Annotated in this window: 10 protein-coding genes; 8 read left to right on the top strand and 2 right to left on the bottom strand. The window is 61.7% G+C overall.

Translation table 11 applies throughout. The features are described from left to right. Positions 1-88: 88 nt before the first annotated feature. Positions 89-5,665 (bottom strand): dermonecrotic toxin domain-containing protein, encoded by a 5,577-nt coding sequence (locus HX807_RS01335; protein ID WP_177049078.1) that lies wholly within the window; start codon positions 5,663-5,665, stop codon positions 89-91. A gap of 203 nt (positions 5,666-5,868) precedes the next feature. Between HX807_RS01335 and HX807_RS01340 the strand changes: the two genes are divergently transcribed. Together HX807_RS01340 and HX807_RS01345 are read left to right on the top strand one after the other, a co-directional pair. Further along, positions 5,869-6,888, top strand: a complete 1,020-nt coding sequence (locus tag HX807_RS01340) for an alpha/beta fold hydrolase (RefSeq protein WP_177049079.1) — start codon at positions 5,869-5,871, stop codon at positions 6,886-6,888. Between the two features lie 62 nt (positions 6,889-6,950). After that, positions 6,951-7,604 (top strand): DsbA family oxidoreductase, encoded by a 654-nt coding sequence (locus HX807_RS01345; protein WP_003216466.1) that lies wholly within the window; start codon positions 6,951-6,953, stop codon positions 7,602-7,604. Between the two features lie 203 nt (positions 7,605-7,807). Here the strand turns inward: HX807_RS01345 and HX807_RS01350 are convergent, their stop codons facing one another. Continuing rightward, entirely contained in the window at positions 7,808-8,578 is a 771-nt protein-coding gene (locus HX807_RS01350; RefSeq protein WP_102606049.1) for a MipA/OmpV family protein, read from the bottom strand. A 229-nt stretch (positions 8,579-8,807) separates the two neighbouring features. Between HX807_RS01350 and HX807_RS01355 the strand changes: the two genes are divergently transcribed. Genes HX807_RS01355 through HX807_RS01380 form a run of 6 tightly spaced genes read left to right on the top strand, consistent with a single transcriptional unit; the run spans position 8,808 to position 16,068 of the window. Next, a complete protein-coding gene (locus HX807_RS01355; protein WP_008435530.1) occupies positions 8,808-9,512 on the top strand; it encodes an MtnX-like HAD-IB family phosphatase in 705 nt (234 codons plus the stop codon). Further along, entirely contained in the window at positions 9,505-10,899 is a 1,395-nt protein-coding gene (locus tag HX807_RS01360; RefSeq protein ID WP_003216473.1) for an aspartate aminotransferase family protein, read from the top strand. Before HX807_RS01355 ends, HX807_RS01360 begins: the two co-directional genes overlap by 8 nt. Beyond that, positions 10,896-11,762: a carboxylesterase gene (locus tag HX807_RS01365; protein ID WP_003216475.1), complete on the top strand. Its 867-nt coding sequence runs from the start codon at positions 10,896-10,898 to the stop codon at positions 11,760-11,762. Before HX807_RS01360 ends, HX807_RS01365 begins: the two co-directional genes overlap by 4 nt. Positions 11,763-11,778: 16 nt before the next feature. Beyond that, positions 11,779-12,903 carry a GNAT family N-acetyltransferase gene (locus HX807_RS01370; RefSeq protein WP_177049080.1) on the top strand — a complete coding sequence of 375 codons (1,125 nt, stop codon included), beginning with the start codon at positions 11,779-11,781 and terminating at the stop codon, positions 12,901-12,903. After that, positions 12,903-14,681 (top strand): HAMP domain-containing sensor histidine kinase, encoded by a 1,779-nt coding sequence (locus HX807_RS01375; RefSeq protein ID WP_003216479.1) that lies wholly within the window; start codon positions 12,903-12,905, stop codon positions 14,679-14,681. The genes HX807_RS01370 and HX807_RS01375 overlap by 1 nt, the downstream gene beginning before the upstream one ends. Next, the gene (locus HX807_RS01380) at positions 14,671-16,068 is read left to right on the top strand and encodes a sigma-54 dependent transcriptional regulator (protein ID WP_177049081.1); all 1,398 of its coding nucleotides are present in this window, start codon (positions 14,671-14,673) and stop codon (positions 16,066-16,068) included. The genes HX807_RS01375 and HX807_RS01380 overlap by 11 nt, the downstream gene beginning before the upstream one ends. Positions 16,069-16,371: the final 303 nt, after the last annotated feature.

The following is a 16,371-nucleotide window of genomic DNA, read 5'->3' on the forward strand; positions in this document are numbered from 1 at the left end:
CATGAATATAACTTGTGACAAATTCGGATCGGTTGAGTTTGTCTCATGTTGATAGGCCTGTCGACCGTCGTGCTCAAGTCCCGCCGCCTCACACCCCGGCAAAGTGCCGGGTGGCCAGCGCTCGCCCGATATTGCCGCGCCAGATAGGGTCCACCGCGGCCCCGGCTTGCGCCTGGGCGACTTGCCATTGCAGGCCCAGGTTGCGCTGCTCGGGAATCTTCAAGTGGGCCTTGATGAACTCGTCGAACTGCGCCCCGGCCTTGTCGTAATGAAAGTGCGCGTACCACAGGGTGGCGGGCGGCGTTTGTGTCAGGTCCTGAATCACGTATTCCTGAAGAAAATCCGCCCGTCCTTTCTTGCCTTCATTGAGGTTGCGGGCCGGTTCGCCCTTGCGAATCTCCACCACCCGTTGTTCGCGAAGGTAGTCCAGATAACCTTCGGTAGGGGTTTTGCTGGCGAGGGTCTGGCGGATTCGCAGGTTGCGGCCCTTGATGGTCAGCTCCGCGGCCTTGGCCCGCAGTTGGCGCACGAGGTCCTCGGTGGGGTCCAGGCGTTCCAGGCGATTGGCCCGCAGGTTCAACTCGGCCGCTTCGCTGACCAGCAGGTGTTCGAGGTCCACCGGCAGCATTTTTTGCTCGGTGTAGGCGGTGGCGCGGCTTTCGTACAGCCCGACGTTGTCCAGGCGAGCCCTGGCTTCGCTCACCACGAACGGCTTGACGTTGGACTCCGGCGGCGCGGGTTCCGAGGCGGCATTGTCCTTGAGCCGGGACTTGCCGCCGGGGCCCTTCACCCAGGTCTCGACGCGCCCGCTGGCGCTCTCAACCTGGTAAGTGGTGGCTTGGGTTTGTGGGTCGATGCTCTCGGTGCCCACCAGGGAAATATTGTCCTCGGTGTCGAATACCCGCCGTACAGGTTGCCCGGCCGGTGGGCGGCTTGCCGGCGACTCCTTGATGGCCCGGCGGGCGAGTTCGATCATCTGGTCAATGTCGACGAAAAACGCACTGAGTTGCGCCTGGTCGAAATGCTGCGGGTAACCGAGGTTCCAGGTGCGGATGGTCAGCCGGAATTGTTCATAGGCCTGTATGCAGTCTTCCAGCACCTTGCGCCGCTGTGTGATGTTGGCGCTGGCGTTGGGCAGTTCAAAATGCGAAGCCCATGCCCGGTTGACTTTGGCGTAGCTGTCCCGGGCCTGGGCCCGCAAGTAGAACCAAGACAGCTCGGCAACTTCGGGGTAAGTCTCAAGGGTATCGAAGCGGTGTAAGAATTTCAGGTGCGTGCGGTAGCTGTCATTGAGCGTACGTCGGAATTGCTCCAGCATCGGGCTTAGCCGGGTACGGTGGGCGGCATCGGTAACCTGATCGAACCAGCGGTTGAACTGGGAAAAGTCGGCATCGATCCGGTCCAGGTCACGCAGAATCTCGCTGCTGATCCTTTTACGCTGCCGCAGGATCTCCAGCATGGCGGGAACGATTGCCAAGGTGTCGAAAACCTCGGGGGAGATAGCGGTCATGTTATGGGTTTCAAGCTCCAGGACCCGTGCCTCGATCTGCTTGAAGTGATAGCGCGCCCGGTTCAGGGTGGTCAGGGTCAGGCGCGCCGCATTGCGGCTCATGTCCTCTCTGATCGCGCGCTGGCGGTTGCCGCTGGTAAAGGGCACGAACTCCGTCAGTTCCTGATACTGGCGGCTGTACAGTTCGATGTCCTGCTCGAAGGATCTGCGGATCGCCGGGCCTGCGCTGTCGGTGCGGGCCATCAGTTCTTCGGTTCGGTTAATGGAGAGCGCAATCAGGTCTTCGCGGCTGTTGATACTGTTGGCCAGCGCCTGTTGGCGGCGCAGGGCGCGGTCGGTCCACCAGCGTGGCAAGTAATCACGGATCGACTGGGGCCAGATCGGATCAAGCACTTCGGCCATATGCCCGAGCACGCTGCCGCCACCCGCCAGGCCGCCCTTGAATGCGCTGCCGTAGACGCCGTAGTGAGTGTCCCATTCGCCGTTTTCATCCAGGGCAATCGGCTGCTTGTAGGTTTTGCTGCGGGTCGGGCTCAGGCGCCAGTCCAGGGGATCGCCGGCCAGCTCAACCTGATAGATGCGCCCGCGCCGCACGATGAAGTCGCCTTCGGTATGCCGGTACACATTGCGATAAAAACCGTGGGTCTGCGGTTGCAGCCCGGCCAGCGAGATCACTCCTTCATATTCATAACCGGCGAAACGCTGTGCCGCCCGCCGAGCCTGGGTGACCGAGGGCAGGTGCAGGCTGGCGGCGCTGCTGGCCAGATGGCGCAATTGACGCTGGCGCGTGGCAGCGCGGGCGTTGATCGGCAGGGCGAGGCTGCCCGGCAGAATGTCCATGGCGCAGTCGATCAGCGACAACAGCACCGCCTCGACCTCGGCCAGGCCATGGCCGACGTTCCCGCGCAGGAACGCAGCAGTGGCCAGGTTGGCACTGGACCAGGCGTCATACAACGCGACGACCGAACCCACGAAAGGCACCAGCCCCAGGGCGATTTTCAGGTAGTTGAAGATCAGCCCGGCGCGCAGCGCATTCTGCTCCAGCAACAAGGCCGCGTTGGAGCGCGAGGTCGCGCGGTGCGCTTCTATGACGCGGCCCATATGGGCGTTCAGCAAATGGGCGGCCAGCGAGGTGGTGGCCGGCCACGGGGTTCCGACGGCAAAGACCGGATCAAAATTCCGTTGCTGGGCCTGGGCGATCCGGGCGAGGTGGGCGGCGGTGTCGCCCTTGATGGCCAGGCCGGCCAGGTAGGCGCTCATGCCGCTGACCAGGCTGAGGTCGTAGAGCGCCTTGCGGGCCAGTTCCAGGCTCGCGTAGCGCCGCAGGTCCTGGTTGTCCGGGCTGTTCGGCAGGTACAGCAGGGTCAGGCCGGAGACTTGTTCCTGAATAAACGTGACCCCTGACAGGGTGGTCGGACCGAAGTCGGTATCTTCACCGCCCGCACTCAGCGTGGCCGGCAACAGCACGATTTTCTTGTCTTCCACCTGCCAGGCATCCGCGTTGTCGGCGTCGATGGCGATGTTCAGCAGCCGCAGATCGTTGTCGTCGAATCGCCCCAGGGCCCGGGCGCGTTTGCCCTGCAGCATGAGCATCAGGCGCAGCGGCTCGGTCAGGCATTCGCGACGGTGCTGCGTGGTGAAAGGCGCCGCCGCGGGATCACCGAGGAAGGTGCGGGTGATCAAGCTTTCGTAGGCTCCGGCGAGGTCCAGCTCCTTGACCAGGGTCTTCAGGTATTCCAGGGACAGGCCGGTGGTCAGCCGGGTGGTTTCAGGGGCATTGGGGCCGGAGACATCGAGCTTCATGTAGGTCAGGCGCTGGGCCAGCGTCGGGTCGATGTTTTGCTGGGCCAGTTGCAACAATGACAGGGTGCTGCGGCGGGTACTGGGCACCGTCACATACTTGAACGGTGTACCCGGGCCCGCGTATTCGGACAGGTATTCGCGCTCCTGGCTGACCGTATCGGGCAGGTCCAGTTGCACCGACCAGGTGTGTTCAAGCTGGAAGTCTTCGCGCAGGCGTTGGTCCAGGCGGCGCTGGCCGAAGTCGTCGAAGGGTTCCAGCTCGCGCTCGAGCAGTCGCTGCGAGCGATGCAGGGCGCTGATCTGCGCGTGTATCAGGTGCTTGAGCGCCAGGCGTTCATCTGCCGGCAACTGGCTCAACTCCCCAGGCAGTGCCCCGGCCAGGGTGCTGCTGCGTTGTTGCTCGAGCAGTTGTCCATACGCCAGTTCCCGCGCCGGGCACACCGGGGTTTGCAGGGTAAACAGGGTTTGCTCTTTGAGTCTGTCCAGGCCTTCGGTTCGCTCCTGGCCGAACGGAGGCACCGGGAAGAGGGAGATCAGCGCATACGCCTGTTGTTCGCTGGCGTACAGCTGCTGTTGCAACGAGTATTCAATCGGGTCGCCGGTGAGCAGCGACAATTGCAGGGTGACGTCCTGCGCTTCGCTCGACAGCTTGAACAGCGAGTGTTCCAGGGCTTGGCGGGATTCGAAACGCTGCAGGCCCCCTGCATTGCCGGGCCAGTACAGCAACAGGCTGTGGGGCGCCGAAGAGGTCAGCGCGCTGGTCTGGGTGATGAGCAACAGGCCTGTCAGTTCCTCGGAACCTTCCCTTGGGTCACGGCTGGAGAGGATCAGGCGGGTCACCGCGACAGCCGGGCGGCGTTCCGGGGCCGCGGGGTGTTCCGTGACGGCCAGGAGCAGGCCGTGTTCTTCATCGCTGATCTGCTGGAGCGCATGCTGGATGGCGCCCTCGGCGCGCAGGGCGGCGAGCCGCGCCTGGTAGAGCGCGTCATAGTCCGGATTGGGTTTTTGCCGCAGCTCAAGTTGATCGAGGGCAGCTTTTTTGGCCAGCAGGCCGCTGGCGGCATCATTGCCGGCCTGCTCTGCGTCTTTCAGCGCTTGCATCAAACCCTTCAACTGCACCAGCCGGGCGGTTTGCTCAGGGCCATCGCCCAGGAAGCGTTCCAGTGCGCTGCGTTGCAGCCTGATCGCGGCCCAGCGTTGGCCCAGGGCAATGTCGGCGCTGAGGTGGCCGAAGGGCAGGGCAGGAGGCAGGTCGTCAGCGTCCGGGCCGGGCGTAGCTGCCGGTTGATGCGGTGCGATAAGCATCGGGATTTCCCGGCGCTGGCTGTCCAGGCGGTCGGCATCATCCAGGGCATGGCTGGCGTAACGGGCCAGGTCACTGCCATTGCGATGACGGTTGCGCAGGCTTTCCAGCTGAGCCGCGTGCAGGTGCGACAACAGGTCCAGAATGCCGTGCTCCAGGGGTTCGGTGCGCGAGCTGTATTCGACGGTGACAGCGTCAGCCGCGACGTCCGGCGGGATCAGTTGCTGATGCGCTGCGACCAGCCACTGCTCCATGTCGCGGCGTTGGCTGAAGACCATCACGCCGGGTTGCCGGCAGGGCAGGTACAGGGTTTGTGTCAACAGCGGCTCCTGGCCCACGGAGATGACCCAGGCGCCAGCCAATTTGACCTTGCTCTGGTCGGGCAGCAGCAACGCCAGCTGGCAGGTCTCGACGGGGCGTACGCCATTGGGGGTGGTGACCGGGTTGAGCACTGTCTGCAACGAGATCAGTTGTTGGGCACCCAGCCTTCCCTGGGCATAGGCCGATTGCCCGCAGGCCTCGAAATGCTGGCAGTACAGTTGTGCCGCCCGCTCGCGACGGGACAACGGCGTACCCGGCGCCCGGGTACTCCAATAGTTTTCCCAGCGGGCGCTGAGCAGTTTCCCCAGGCCCAGTGCCTGGAGCCGCTTGAGCAATTGCACGGGCGTGAGGGCTGACAGGCGGTGGGACGCCAGGCCGACCACGGTGCTGCGGGCATCCAGGTTGGGGGAGATGTCTGGAAACTGGCAGATAAATCCCCAGGCATCCACCAGGCTGACGAAGTGCTCGTCGTGATCTTCGGTCTTGAGAAATCCCAGGCCGACCGGTGCGGCGCCCAGTTGCCAATGCTCTGTGAGCAGTTGTTCGATGGAGTCGCGCACGCCGGGTGCCTGGGCAATCAGTTGATGCAGCTCCTGTTGGCTTTCGCGCCAGCGCGCTGAGGCTTGCAGGGACAGGCTCTGGTCCTGGAGGCGGGCCTGGCCTGGAAGCGACGGTGAGGCGAAGTCGCTCAGGGTGGCAGACGGGGGAAGTAGGGTGAGGTCACTCATGATGGTGTGTTCATGCTCTGGTGAGACCGGGCTTGCCGGTGAATGCACCATTAAAAAGGCGGGGCCAGGGCGTGAGGTGATAGATAGATACGCGGATGACCGTTGGGCGCCCTTCATCAAACTGTCACTGAACTGTGGCAGCGCGCTTGTACAAAGTTCATCAGACTCGCGCTCTACTGGGGTTCTGCGTTTCGGTGTTTTTCATGCGCGTGTTGTTTTTCATGGCCGCTCTGTTATTCGGCCTGCCGTCCTTTGCGGCTTCTCGATGTGATGTGAATGTCCCGACTGAACGGGTTGATCTGGAACAGGTGAGCCTGGCCTACCAGAGCATTGGTCGTGCCTCCGACCCGGCCTTGCTGCTGGTGATGGGCCTGGGCGGGCAGTTGATCCACTGGCCGGACGAAGTGGTGGTGGCCCTGTGTGAGCAGGGCTTTCGGGTGATTCGTTATGACAACCGTGATGTCGGGCTGTCCACCTGGCGCCAGGCACCGGCCAGCGCCAACCTGACCTTCGAAGTGCTGCGCTACAAGCTCGGTCTGCCGGTGGCGGCGCCCTACACCCTGACCGACATGGCGGATGACGCACTGGGCTTGATGGACGGCTTGCACATTCAGCAGTTCCACGTGCTGGGCGCGAGCATGGGCGGCATGATCGCCCAGCACCTGGCGGCCATGGCGCCGCAACGGGTGGAAAGCCTGACGCTGATCATGACCAGCTCCGGCGCCGAAGGCCTGCCGGCACCGAGTGCGGCGCTGGTGCAACTGTTGTCGCGCCGCAGCGCGCCCAATCGTGAAGTGGCCCTGGAACAACAGGCCGACCTGCTCGCGGCGCTGGGCAGTCCTTATGTGAAGGATGATCGCAAGGTGCTGTTGCAGCAGGCGGCGCAGTCGTACGACCGGGCGTTCAACCCTGACGGTGTGAAGCGCCAGATCATGGCGATCCTTGCCGAACCGAGCCGGGTGCCGTTGCTCAATCAACTGCGGGTGCCGACGCTGGTGGTGCATGGCACGGCCGATCCGTTGTTGCCGGTGATGCATGGGGTGCACCTGGCGGCGCATATCCAGGGCAGCCAGCTGCGGCTGATTCCGGGGCTGGCCCATCGCTTCCAGGAGGCGTTCAAGGCGCCGTTGCTGGCGGCGGTCTTGCCCTATTTGCAAGAGCATCGTCAGGATGCGGCGCATTGGGCGCAAATCGACCCGGTGGCGCCTGCGAAGGTTTTGTAGGGGCTTGACGGGGTGTATCGTGGGATCTTTCCGGCGTGTAATGCCAGCGAGGTTGCCTAGTCATGAGTACTCCCCTGAAAATCGATTTCGTCAGCGACGTGTCGTGTCCCTGGTGCATCATTGGCCTGCGTGGCTTGACCGAGGCCCTGGACCAACTGGGTCCGGAGGTGCAGGCCGAGATTCATTTCCAGCCGTTTGAGCTGAACCCCAACATGGCTGCCGAAGGGCAGAACATTACCGAGCACATCACTGAAAAGTACGGTTCCACGGCTGAGCAGTCCCAGGCTAACCGGGCGCGGATTCGTGATATGGGGGCGGAGTTGGGTTTTGCGTTTCGTACGGACGGGCAGAGTCGTATCTACAACACGTTTGATGCCCATCGTCTGTTGCATTGGGCGGGGCTTGAGGGGTTGCAGTACAACCTCAAGGAAGCATTGTTCAAGGCGTATTTCACTGACCAGCAGGATCCGTCTGATCACGGGACGTTGGCGGGGATTGCCGAGGGTGTTGGGCTGGATCGTGTGCGGGCAGAGGAAATTCTGGCTTCGGACGAATATGCCGCCGAGGTGCGGGAGCAGGAGCAGTTGTGGGTGTCTCGCGGGGTGACTTCTGTGCCTACCATCGTGTTCAACGATCAGTACGCGGTGAGTGGTGGGCAGCCGGCTGAGGCGTTTGTCGGGGCGATTCGGCAGATTATCAGTGAGGCCAAGGGCTGAATGGGGCTGTCAGATAAAAATCAAAAGCAGCCGACCTGAGTGTTAGAAGCAAAAGCAGAGCCGCTTTATGTGGGAGCGGGCTTGCTCGCGAAGAACCAGAGGGCGCCGCGTTGAATCAGGATGCCCGAGTCATCGTTAACGACCTTCGCGAGCAAGCCCGCTCCCACATTTGGAGCGTGCCCGCCTTTGATTTTGCTGTTGCTTCAATCAAACTTATAGCTGATGGCCGTCTGCACCTGCCCCTGATTCACATCCCCGGTCTCCTTGACGATGCTGCTATTGGCCGCTGACCCCACCAGGTGTATCCAACTGGCACTGGTCAACAGCGACCACTTCGCATCCAAAGGAAACTCAAAACTCTGCGTCAGCGTCAGGTTCTGAAACCCGGCACTGGCGTTATACGGCCGAAACCCCGAGGCCGCAGCCTCATTGGCATCCACCCCGAAAAACGTCTGCGCCTGGCGGGCATCGGCAAAGTGCGCCATCAGGCCGGTGCTGCCGATAATGCCGCTCCCCAACGGATAACCCAATTCGCCGCCGAGCTTCCCCACAACCCCGCTTTGATCACGCGCCCCGCCCACGGCCTGGCCCACCTGTGCATACACCCGCCAGAACTCAGCCGGAGCGTATTGGATGAAACCGCCGATCTCGGCCATGTCCGAAACATCGCGTAACCCACGCAACGAGCCATTGGCCGTGCGCCCCGGCAGGTAATTGATATAGGGCCCCGCGGTAAAACCGTTGGTATTGAGCGCACTCCAGGTCAGCCCATCGTCGGAACCCAGGCTGACACTCCCCCAATCCAGGTCGAAATACGGGATCGGCCGCGTTTCGTAGCGGCTGCCCGTGGGATCGTGGGGCTGATAGCTGACGCCTGCGCCGGCTTCACCGGTAATTCCGTCCGCCAGCGCAGCGCCGCAAACGCCCCACAGCCCCAGCAAACCGGTGAATACAGCAAAAGTAACCCTGAACATGGAGCCATTTCCTTTTGTGAACATGCGCGCATGAACGCGCAAACGCCCTGCCTTAGGCAAGCACTCATCTAGGTTGTAGCAAGCTACAAAAATTGTAGCAAGTTCCGACACAACCACACGCCGATACACGCCAAACCCTTTGAAAACAGGGGTTGGTGGCACTTGGCACACTCCATGCTCTATCCCCTGCAAGCGCAACAGCGCGCTCCTACTTCATAGGTAAATGCAGATGATCCACTGGCATATCGTGTGTGACTTCGACGGGACTATCACTCCTACCGACGTCATCGACAACGTCCTCCAACGCTTCGCCGGCCCCGAGTGGGAAACCATCGAGCAGGAATGGCTGGATGGGCACATCGGTTCGCGCGAATGCCTGAGCCGTCAACTGGCGCTGATCAAGGCGACCCCGGCCGAGTTGCTGGCGTATTTCGACAGCGTCGAGATCGATCCGGACTTCCCGGACTTCGTCGACCACGTCATGGGCCTGGGCGCTTCCATTGAAGTGGTCAGCGATGGCATCGAACAAGGCATCGCGCGGATTCTGTCGCGCAACTACGTGACCTTGCTGCCGATCCTCGCCAACCGCCTGCGCCAGGTCGACCAGAACAGCTGGCGCATCGACTTCCCGTATGCCAGCGACGCCTGCCGTGCCGCCTCCGGCAACTGCAAGTGCAAGTCCACGCCGCGCAACAAGCGCGTGCTGGTGATCGGCGACGGCAAGTCCGACATGTGCGTGGCCTCCACCGCCGACTTCGTCTTCGCCAAGGCCAGCCTGGCCGACTACTGCGAAACCAACAACATCCCTTACGCGCGGTTCGACACCTTCGCCGAACTGCCGGCATTGCTGGCCAAGCTGCCTCAGGGCATCGCCGCCAACGCCACCTCCTTCAGCACCTCTTCCGACAATCAGGAACTCTTCCACCATGTCTGATATCCGCATCGCTACCGCAGAAGACCAGGTTCTTCTGGATAAAGAAGCCAAGTACTGCTCCTACGGCGACACCGTTCACTACATCGACCCGCCGCGCATTTTCAGCCGTTGCGAAGGCTCCTACGTGTGGGACACCGAAGACCAGGCTTACCTCGACCTGCAAATGTGGTACTCGGCCGTTAACTTCGGTTACGCCAACCCGCGCCTGAACAACGCGCTGAAACAGCAGATCGACACCCTGCCGCAAATCGCCAGCCAGTACCTGCACAAAGGCAAGATCGAGCTGTCGGAAATGATTGCAGTCGACGCCAAGAAAAAATTCGGCCTCGACGGTCGTGTGCACTTCAACGTGGGCGGTTCGCAGTCCATCGAAGACTCCCTGAAAGTGGTGCGTAACGCCACCAACGGCAAGAGCCTGATGTTCGCCTTCGAAGGCGGCTACCACGGCCGTACCCTTGGCGCTTCGTCGATCACTTCGAGCTACCGCTACCGTCGTCGCTATGGCCACTTCGGCGAGCGCGCCAACTTCATCCCGTTCCCGTACCACTTCCGCGGCCCTAAAGGCATGACCAAGGAAGAATACGGCAGCCACTGCGTGCAGCAGTTCGCCCGTCTGTTCGAAACCGAATACAACGGTGTGTGGGACCCGAAAGTCGGCCAGAGCGAATACGCCGCCTTCTACGTCGAGCCGATCCAGGGCACCGGCGGCTACGTGATCCCGCCGATGAACTTCTACAGCGAGCTCAAACAGGTCCTCGACCAGCACGGCATCCTGATGGTTGTCGACGAAATCCAGATGGGCTTCTGGCGTACCGGCAAGCTGTGGTCGATCGAACACTTCGACGTCAAGCCGGACGTGATCGTCTTCGGCAAGGCGCTGACCAACGGCCTGAACCCGCTGGGCGGCATCTGGGCCAAGGAAGAGTTGATCAACCCTAAGATCTTCCCGCCAGGCTCCACTCACTCCACCTTCGCGTCCAACCCGTTGGGCACCGCGGTAGGCCTGGAAATGTTCAAGATGACCAGCGAAGTCGACTACGGCGCGATGGTCATGGCCAAGGGCAAATACTTCCTGGCCGGCCTGCAAGAGCTGCAAAAGCGCTTCCCGATCATCGGCGACGTCGACGGCCTGGGCCTGGCACTGCGCTGCGAAATCTGCGGCCCGGACGGCTTCACTCCGGACAAGGCGACCCTGGACTACATGGTCGAGGAAGGCATGAAGGGCGACATGGTGGTTGACGGTCAGAAACTCGGCCTGATCCTCGACGTGGGCGGCTACTACAAGAACGTGATCACCCTGGCACCGTCGCTGGAAATCAGCTACCCGGAAATCGACCTGGGCCTGAAGCTGCTCGAGCAACTGCTTGTGCGAGCGACCAAACGGTGAGCAGCCACGAGATCGACCTCGGTGAAGGTGATGCCGGCTTCGTTCTCGGTAGCGGTCCGATTGGGATCCTGTTGATCCACGGCCTGACGGGCACCCCGACGGAACTCCGTCGGGTGGCCCAGGGGTTGGCCAAGGTCGGTAACTGCACGGTGTACGTGCCGACCCTGGCCGGCCACTGCGGGGACAACAGCGACCTGCAAGCCACCGGCTGGCAGGACTGGTACGAAGGCGTGCGCAAGACCTTCGTCGCGGTGAAACAGCGTCACGAGCAGGTATTCGTCGGCGGCTTGTCGATGGGCGCGGTGATGTCGATGTACGTGGCGTCGCAGTTCCCCGGCCAGGTTGCCGGCTTGCTGATGTACTCCACGACGTTGAAGTACGACGGCTGGAGCATCAACAAGATGGCGTTCATCACGCCCTTGCTGATCCGTATTCCCTTCGGTGTGCGCCTGTTCCGCTTTACTGAAAAGCCGCCCTACGGCATCAAGAACGAGCGCCTGCGGGCGATTGTCGAGCGGCAGATGAAGGAAGGGGAGAGCAGCGAGGCGGGTCTCTTGACCATGGAGGGCGTCACGGTGCGCGAGTTGCACTGGATGAATGCCGTGGTGAAGAAGCTCATGCCATCGATCAAGACCCCGGCCCTGGTGCTGCATTCCATCGAGGATGACATCACCAGCCGTTGGAACGCCGATTACGTGGAACGCCATCTCGGCGGCCCCGTGACCAAGATCCTGCTGGACAACTGCTACCACATGATCACCGTCGACCTGCAATACCGTCGGGTGATCGAGTTGAGTGCCGAGTTTGTCGGGCAGCACGCACACGCCACAGAGGCACCTGAAGATTATCGACAGCTGGCTTGAACCCTAAGGATTTGACGTGATCACCGCCCAAGCCTTTTCGACCATTCGGGCCATCGAACGCAGTGCCTGGAACGACTGTTTTCCCGATGCCCTGGAGGATTGGGACTATTACGTGGCCGTGGAAAACGCCGCTATTGATGACTTTCAGTGGCGCTACCTCGCGGTGTTTGACGATGCAAGGCTGGTGGCGGTCGCGCCGGCGTTCATCACGCGGTATCGCCTGGATACCACCGTGTCAGGCGTAGGCAAGCGCTTTACCGAGCGCCTGGAGCGACTGTGGCCGGGTGTTTTGAAGTTGGGCCTGTATGCCATCGGCTCGCCGGTGGCGGAACAGTGCAATGCGGGTGTCGCCAGTCATGTTGCCGAATCCGGGCGCGAGGCGTTGCTTGCGCAGTTACTCGCCGCCGCGCGCCAGGATGCCGATACGTTCGGCGTCGGGCTGGTGGCGGTCAAGGATGCACCGACCAGGGACGAAGGCTGGTCAAACAGCTGCCTAGGCGCGGGTTTCCAGAGCATGCCCAGCCTGCCAACGGCCTTGTTGCCGATCCCTTTTGGTTCAGTGGACGCCTACCTCGGTTCCCTGGACAAAGCCACCCGCAAGGACCTGCGCCGCAAACTGCGTGCGCCGGGGCCGCGTGTCGAGTGGCGACGCAACATCGACGACGTACTGCCGCGCATCATGGCGCTGTATGAGGCCACCCTGGAACGCTCCGACCTGCAGTTCGAGCGACTGCCGGCGGGCTATTTCACCGGTATCCTTGAACAGCTGAAGGAACGTGCGGTCTGTGTGCTTTATTGGGTGGACGAGCAACTGGTGGCGTTCAACCTGATCCTGTTTAACCAGGATCGCCTGATTGACAAGTTTTTCGGCGAAGACAGTGACTACAGTCGCGAATACAGCCTGGCGGTGCGCAGTTGGTTAACCAACATCGACTACTGTATTCGCAACGATATTGCGTTATATGAATGTGGTCAGGCCGGCTATGCCAGCAAGTTGCTGCTGGGCTGCGAGTTCCAGGGCAACAGCATGTTTTTCCGCCACCGTAACTGGCTGGTCAACCGTGCGCTGTTCGTTGCAAAAGTGTTTCTCCGACCGGATCGATCCGACCCTGCCATGGCTGCTGCGATAAGCGAAACCTGATGATCAACAAGACCCGCCAAAAAGCCCGCCCCTTTGCCATTTCGCGTTGGAGCGTCCAGCGCAAGCTGGTGTTGGCGTTCTGGCTGGTGACGGTAATTCCGACGATGATCGCGGCGGAGCTGGCCGCCACGACGTTGTCGCAGATCTTCGACAGCAACGTGCGCATCTGGCTGCAGGAGTCGACCAAGATCGTCAAGGACGAGATCGGCGACATCCTCCACGACAACGCCCGGGTTGCCCAACTGTTCCTGCGCTATACCAAACCGCCGTCGTCGCGCCAGGCCGAGAAACACGACAAGCTGACCGCCGATATTGCCGCCGCCACCGACATCGACGTGGTGGCGCTGATCCGCAGCAGTGACCACAAAATCGTGTTTACCACCGCCGCCGATGACATCGTCAAGCAAATCAACCTGGCCAGTAATGCGGTGTTGCAGACGGTCCAGGTGGGTGGCGTGACCACCGGGGTTGTGGTGTCCACCTTCGAGACCAGCGAGGACGGCGTCGATTATCAACTGCTGGTGGCCACTTATCTGGACAGCAGTTTCCTGACCAGCGTGGCCGATGTGCATTCCCTCGACCTGCGTTTGTACCTGGCCAACCCCACCGGGTTTTCGGAGATTTTCTCCACCCAGCGCTTCGTCGATCACCCCACGCGGATTCCTTCGAGTATCGAATCCGCGCTGCGCAGCACCAAGCAACCCAGCGAACAATTCACCAACAACTACAGCGGTTTGTACTGGCCGATCTTCAACGATGCCGGCGAGCTGCAAGGGGTGATCTTCAGTGGCTTGCTGCGCCATACCAGCCTGGTGGGCCTGGTGAACCAGAGCAATCTGTTCGTGTTGATCTTCCTGCTCAGCTCGGCGTTGTCCCTTGGTGCGGGCATGCTGGTGTCCCAGCGCCTGACCCGGCCATTGCGGGATCTGTCCGAAGGCGTCAGCGCGGTGATCTCGGGTAACTATCAGCATCGTGTGGCGGTCAGCGGCGGCGACGAGCTGGCGCAACTGAGCAGCACCTTCAACCACATGACCGAGCGCCTCGGTGAGTTGCATCACCTGGAAGCGCAACTGCGCCGCCGCGACCGCCTGCATGCACTGGGCGAAGTCGCGATGGGCCTGGCCCATGAAATTCGCAACCCGCTGGGCATTATCAAGACGGCCACCCAGTTGCTGCATCGCCGCGCCGATTTGCCGGAAACCGACAAGCGTCACCTCGAATACGTGATCAGCGAAGTCAGCCGGATCAACGACCTGATCACCGAATTCCTCGACTTCGCCAAACCCAGTGCACCGCTGCGCACCGTGCAGGCGGCACGCCCGGTGGTGGAGGAGATCCTCGGCTTCTGCGGGCCTGAGCTTGCGACCCATAACATCGACGCGCAAATTGATGATGCGGCTCCCGGCGCGACGATTTATGCCGATGCCAAGCAGCTCAAGCAGGCGTGCCTGAACCTGATTCTCAACGCCATCGACGCCATGCCCGGAGGCGGGCGCCTGACCCTGGGCATCCACAGCGTGGGCGGCAACACGGTGATCAGCATCGGCGATACCGGCGAGGGCATTGCGCCGGACATGATCGAGCGGATCTTCACACCATTCGTCACCACCAAGGCCTCGGGCACGGGCTTGGGTCTGGCCAAAGTGTTCTCGATCATGGAAAGTCATGACGGCAGCATCGAATGTGTCAGCGAGACAGATGCCGGCGCCACCTTCAGCCTGTACATTCCGGCCCAGGGTGCAGACGACGGCGATGATGAGGATGGTGATGACGCATAACGTATTGGTAGTTGACGACGAACCCAAGCTCTGTGACTTGCTTTCGTCGGCCTTGAGCCAGAGCGGGATCCAGGTGTTTACCGCCGGCAACGGCCTGCACGCGCTCAAGGTGCTGGAGCAGGAAGACATCGACCTGGTGATCAGCGACTGGCGCATGCCCGGCATGGACGGGCCGGCGCTGCTGGCGGAAGTCAAGGTGCGCTACCCGCAGTTGCCGGTGATCGTGATGACCGCCTACAGCACCGTGAAAAACGCGGTGCAGTCGATGCGCAACGGCGCCTACGACTATATCGCCAAGCCCTTCGATATCGACGAGCTGGACATCACGGTGGCGAAGGCCCTGCAGTTTCGCGACATCATGCGCGACAACGCGCGCATGCGTGCCGAGTTGGATGAACATGCGCAGTTCGACAGCCTGGTGGGTGACAGCCCGGCGTTCCGCCGCGTGCTGCACGCCGTGGACTCGGTGCGCGACAGCAACGCTACGGTGCTGCTGACGGGCGAAAGCGGCACCGGCAAGGAGATGGTCGCCCGCGCCATCCACAAGCACGGCAACCGCGCCGACAAGCCGTTTGTGGCGGTCAACTGCGCGGCAATCCCCGAAGGTTTGCTGGAAAGCGAGATGTTCGGCCACCGCAAGGGCGCCTTCACTGGCGCCGTGGCGGATCGGGTCGGGCGCTTCATGCAGGCCGACAAGGGCACGTTGTTTCTCGATGAAGTGGGTGACATGCCGTTGGCGTTGCAGGCGAAAATCCTGCGGGCCTTGCAGGAGCGGGTGATCGAGCCGGTGGGTGACCCGCGCGAGCGCAAGGTGGATGTGCGAGTGATCGCTGCCACCAACAAGAATTTGCTGGATGCGGTGGCGAACAAAGAGTTTCGTGAAGACCTTTACTACCGCTTGAACGTATTTCCGATTCCGCTGCCGGCCTTGCGTGAGCGGGTGGAAGATATCGCGCCGCTGGCCCGGCACTTTGCCCAGACCTTGAGTGCCACGGCGGGCAAACGCATCACCGGTTTCAGCCCCGAGGCGTTGCAGGCCATGGCGGCGTATTCCTGGCCGGGCAATATTCGTGAGCTGCAGAACTGTGTGGAGCGGGCGACCATTGTCGCGGCGACGCCGGTGATCGAGGATATTGATTTGCCGGCGTATCTGTTTGCTTCGACGCCTGCTGAGGATGGGGTGGGCGCGATACTCAGCAACGGGCCGGGTGTGCCGCAGGATCTGGATGCGGCGCTGGCTGAGGTGGAGAAGGCTTACATCATGGCTGCGTTGCAGGAGAGCAACGGGGTGCAGGCTGCGGCGGCGCAGAAGATCGGGATTTCCGAGCGCAGTTTTTGGTATCGGTTGAAGAAGCTGGGGATTCAGGTGGACAAGATTGTTCGCTAGGGGGCGCTGAGCGGTTGCTTGGGGGCATATCCGTTATTTAGGTAACGGCGGCTTATGGTTCCGCTCTTACAGCGAGTCACTTTTGGCAAACGCCCGGAATGCCGGCCCAGCCAAAAGTAAAAGGTCTTTGCCCCGCCACTCGGTGCCTCGCTTAGGCTCGGCATGCCCGCACTCCGGCCATCGTGGTTGACGGGGTGCCTAAGATCAAAAGCAAAAGCACAGCGGCCTCCCGGCCGGCTTGAGTGTTAAAAGCAAAAGCAAAAACCAGAGCGAAAACAGAGCTGCTTTTCTGTGGGAGCGGGC

Source organism: Pseudomonas sp. D8002, from assembly GCF_013385695.1.
In the GTDB taxonomy this organism is placed as follows: domain Bacteria; phylum Pseudomonadota; class Gammaproteobacteria; order Pseudomonadales; family Pseudomonadaceae; genus Aquipseudomonas.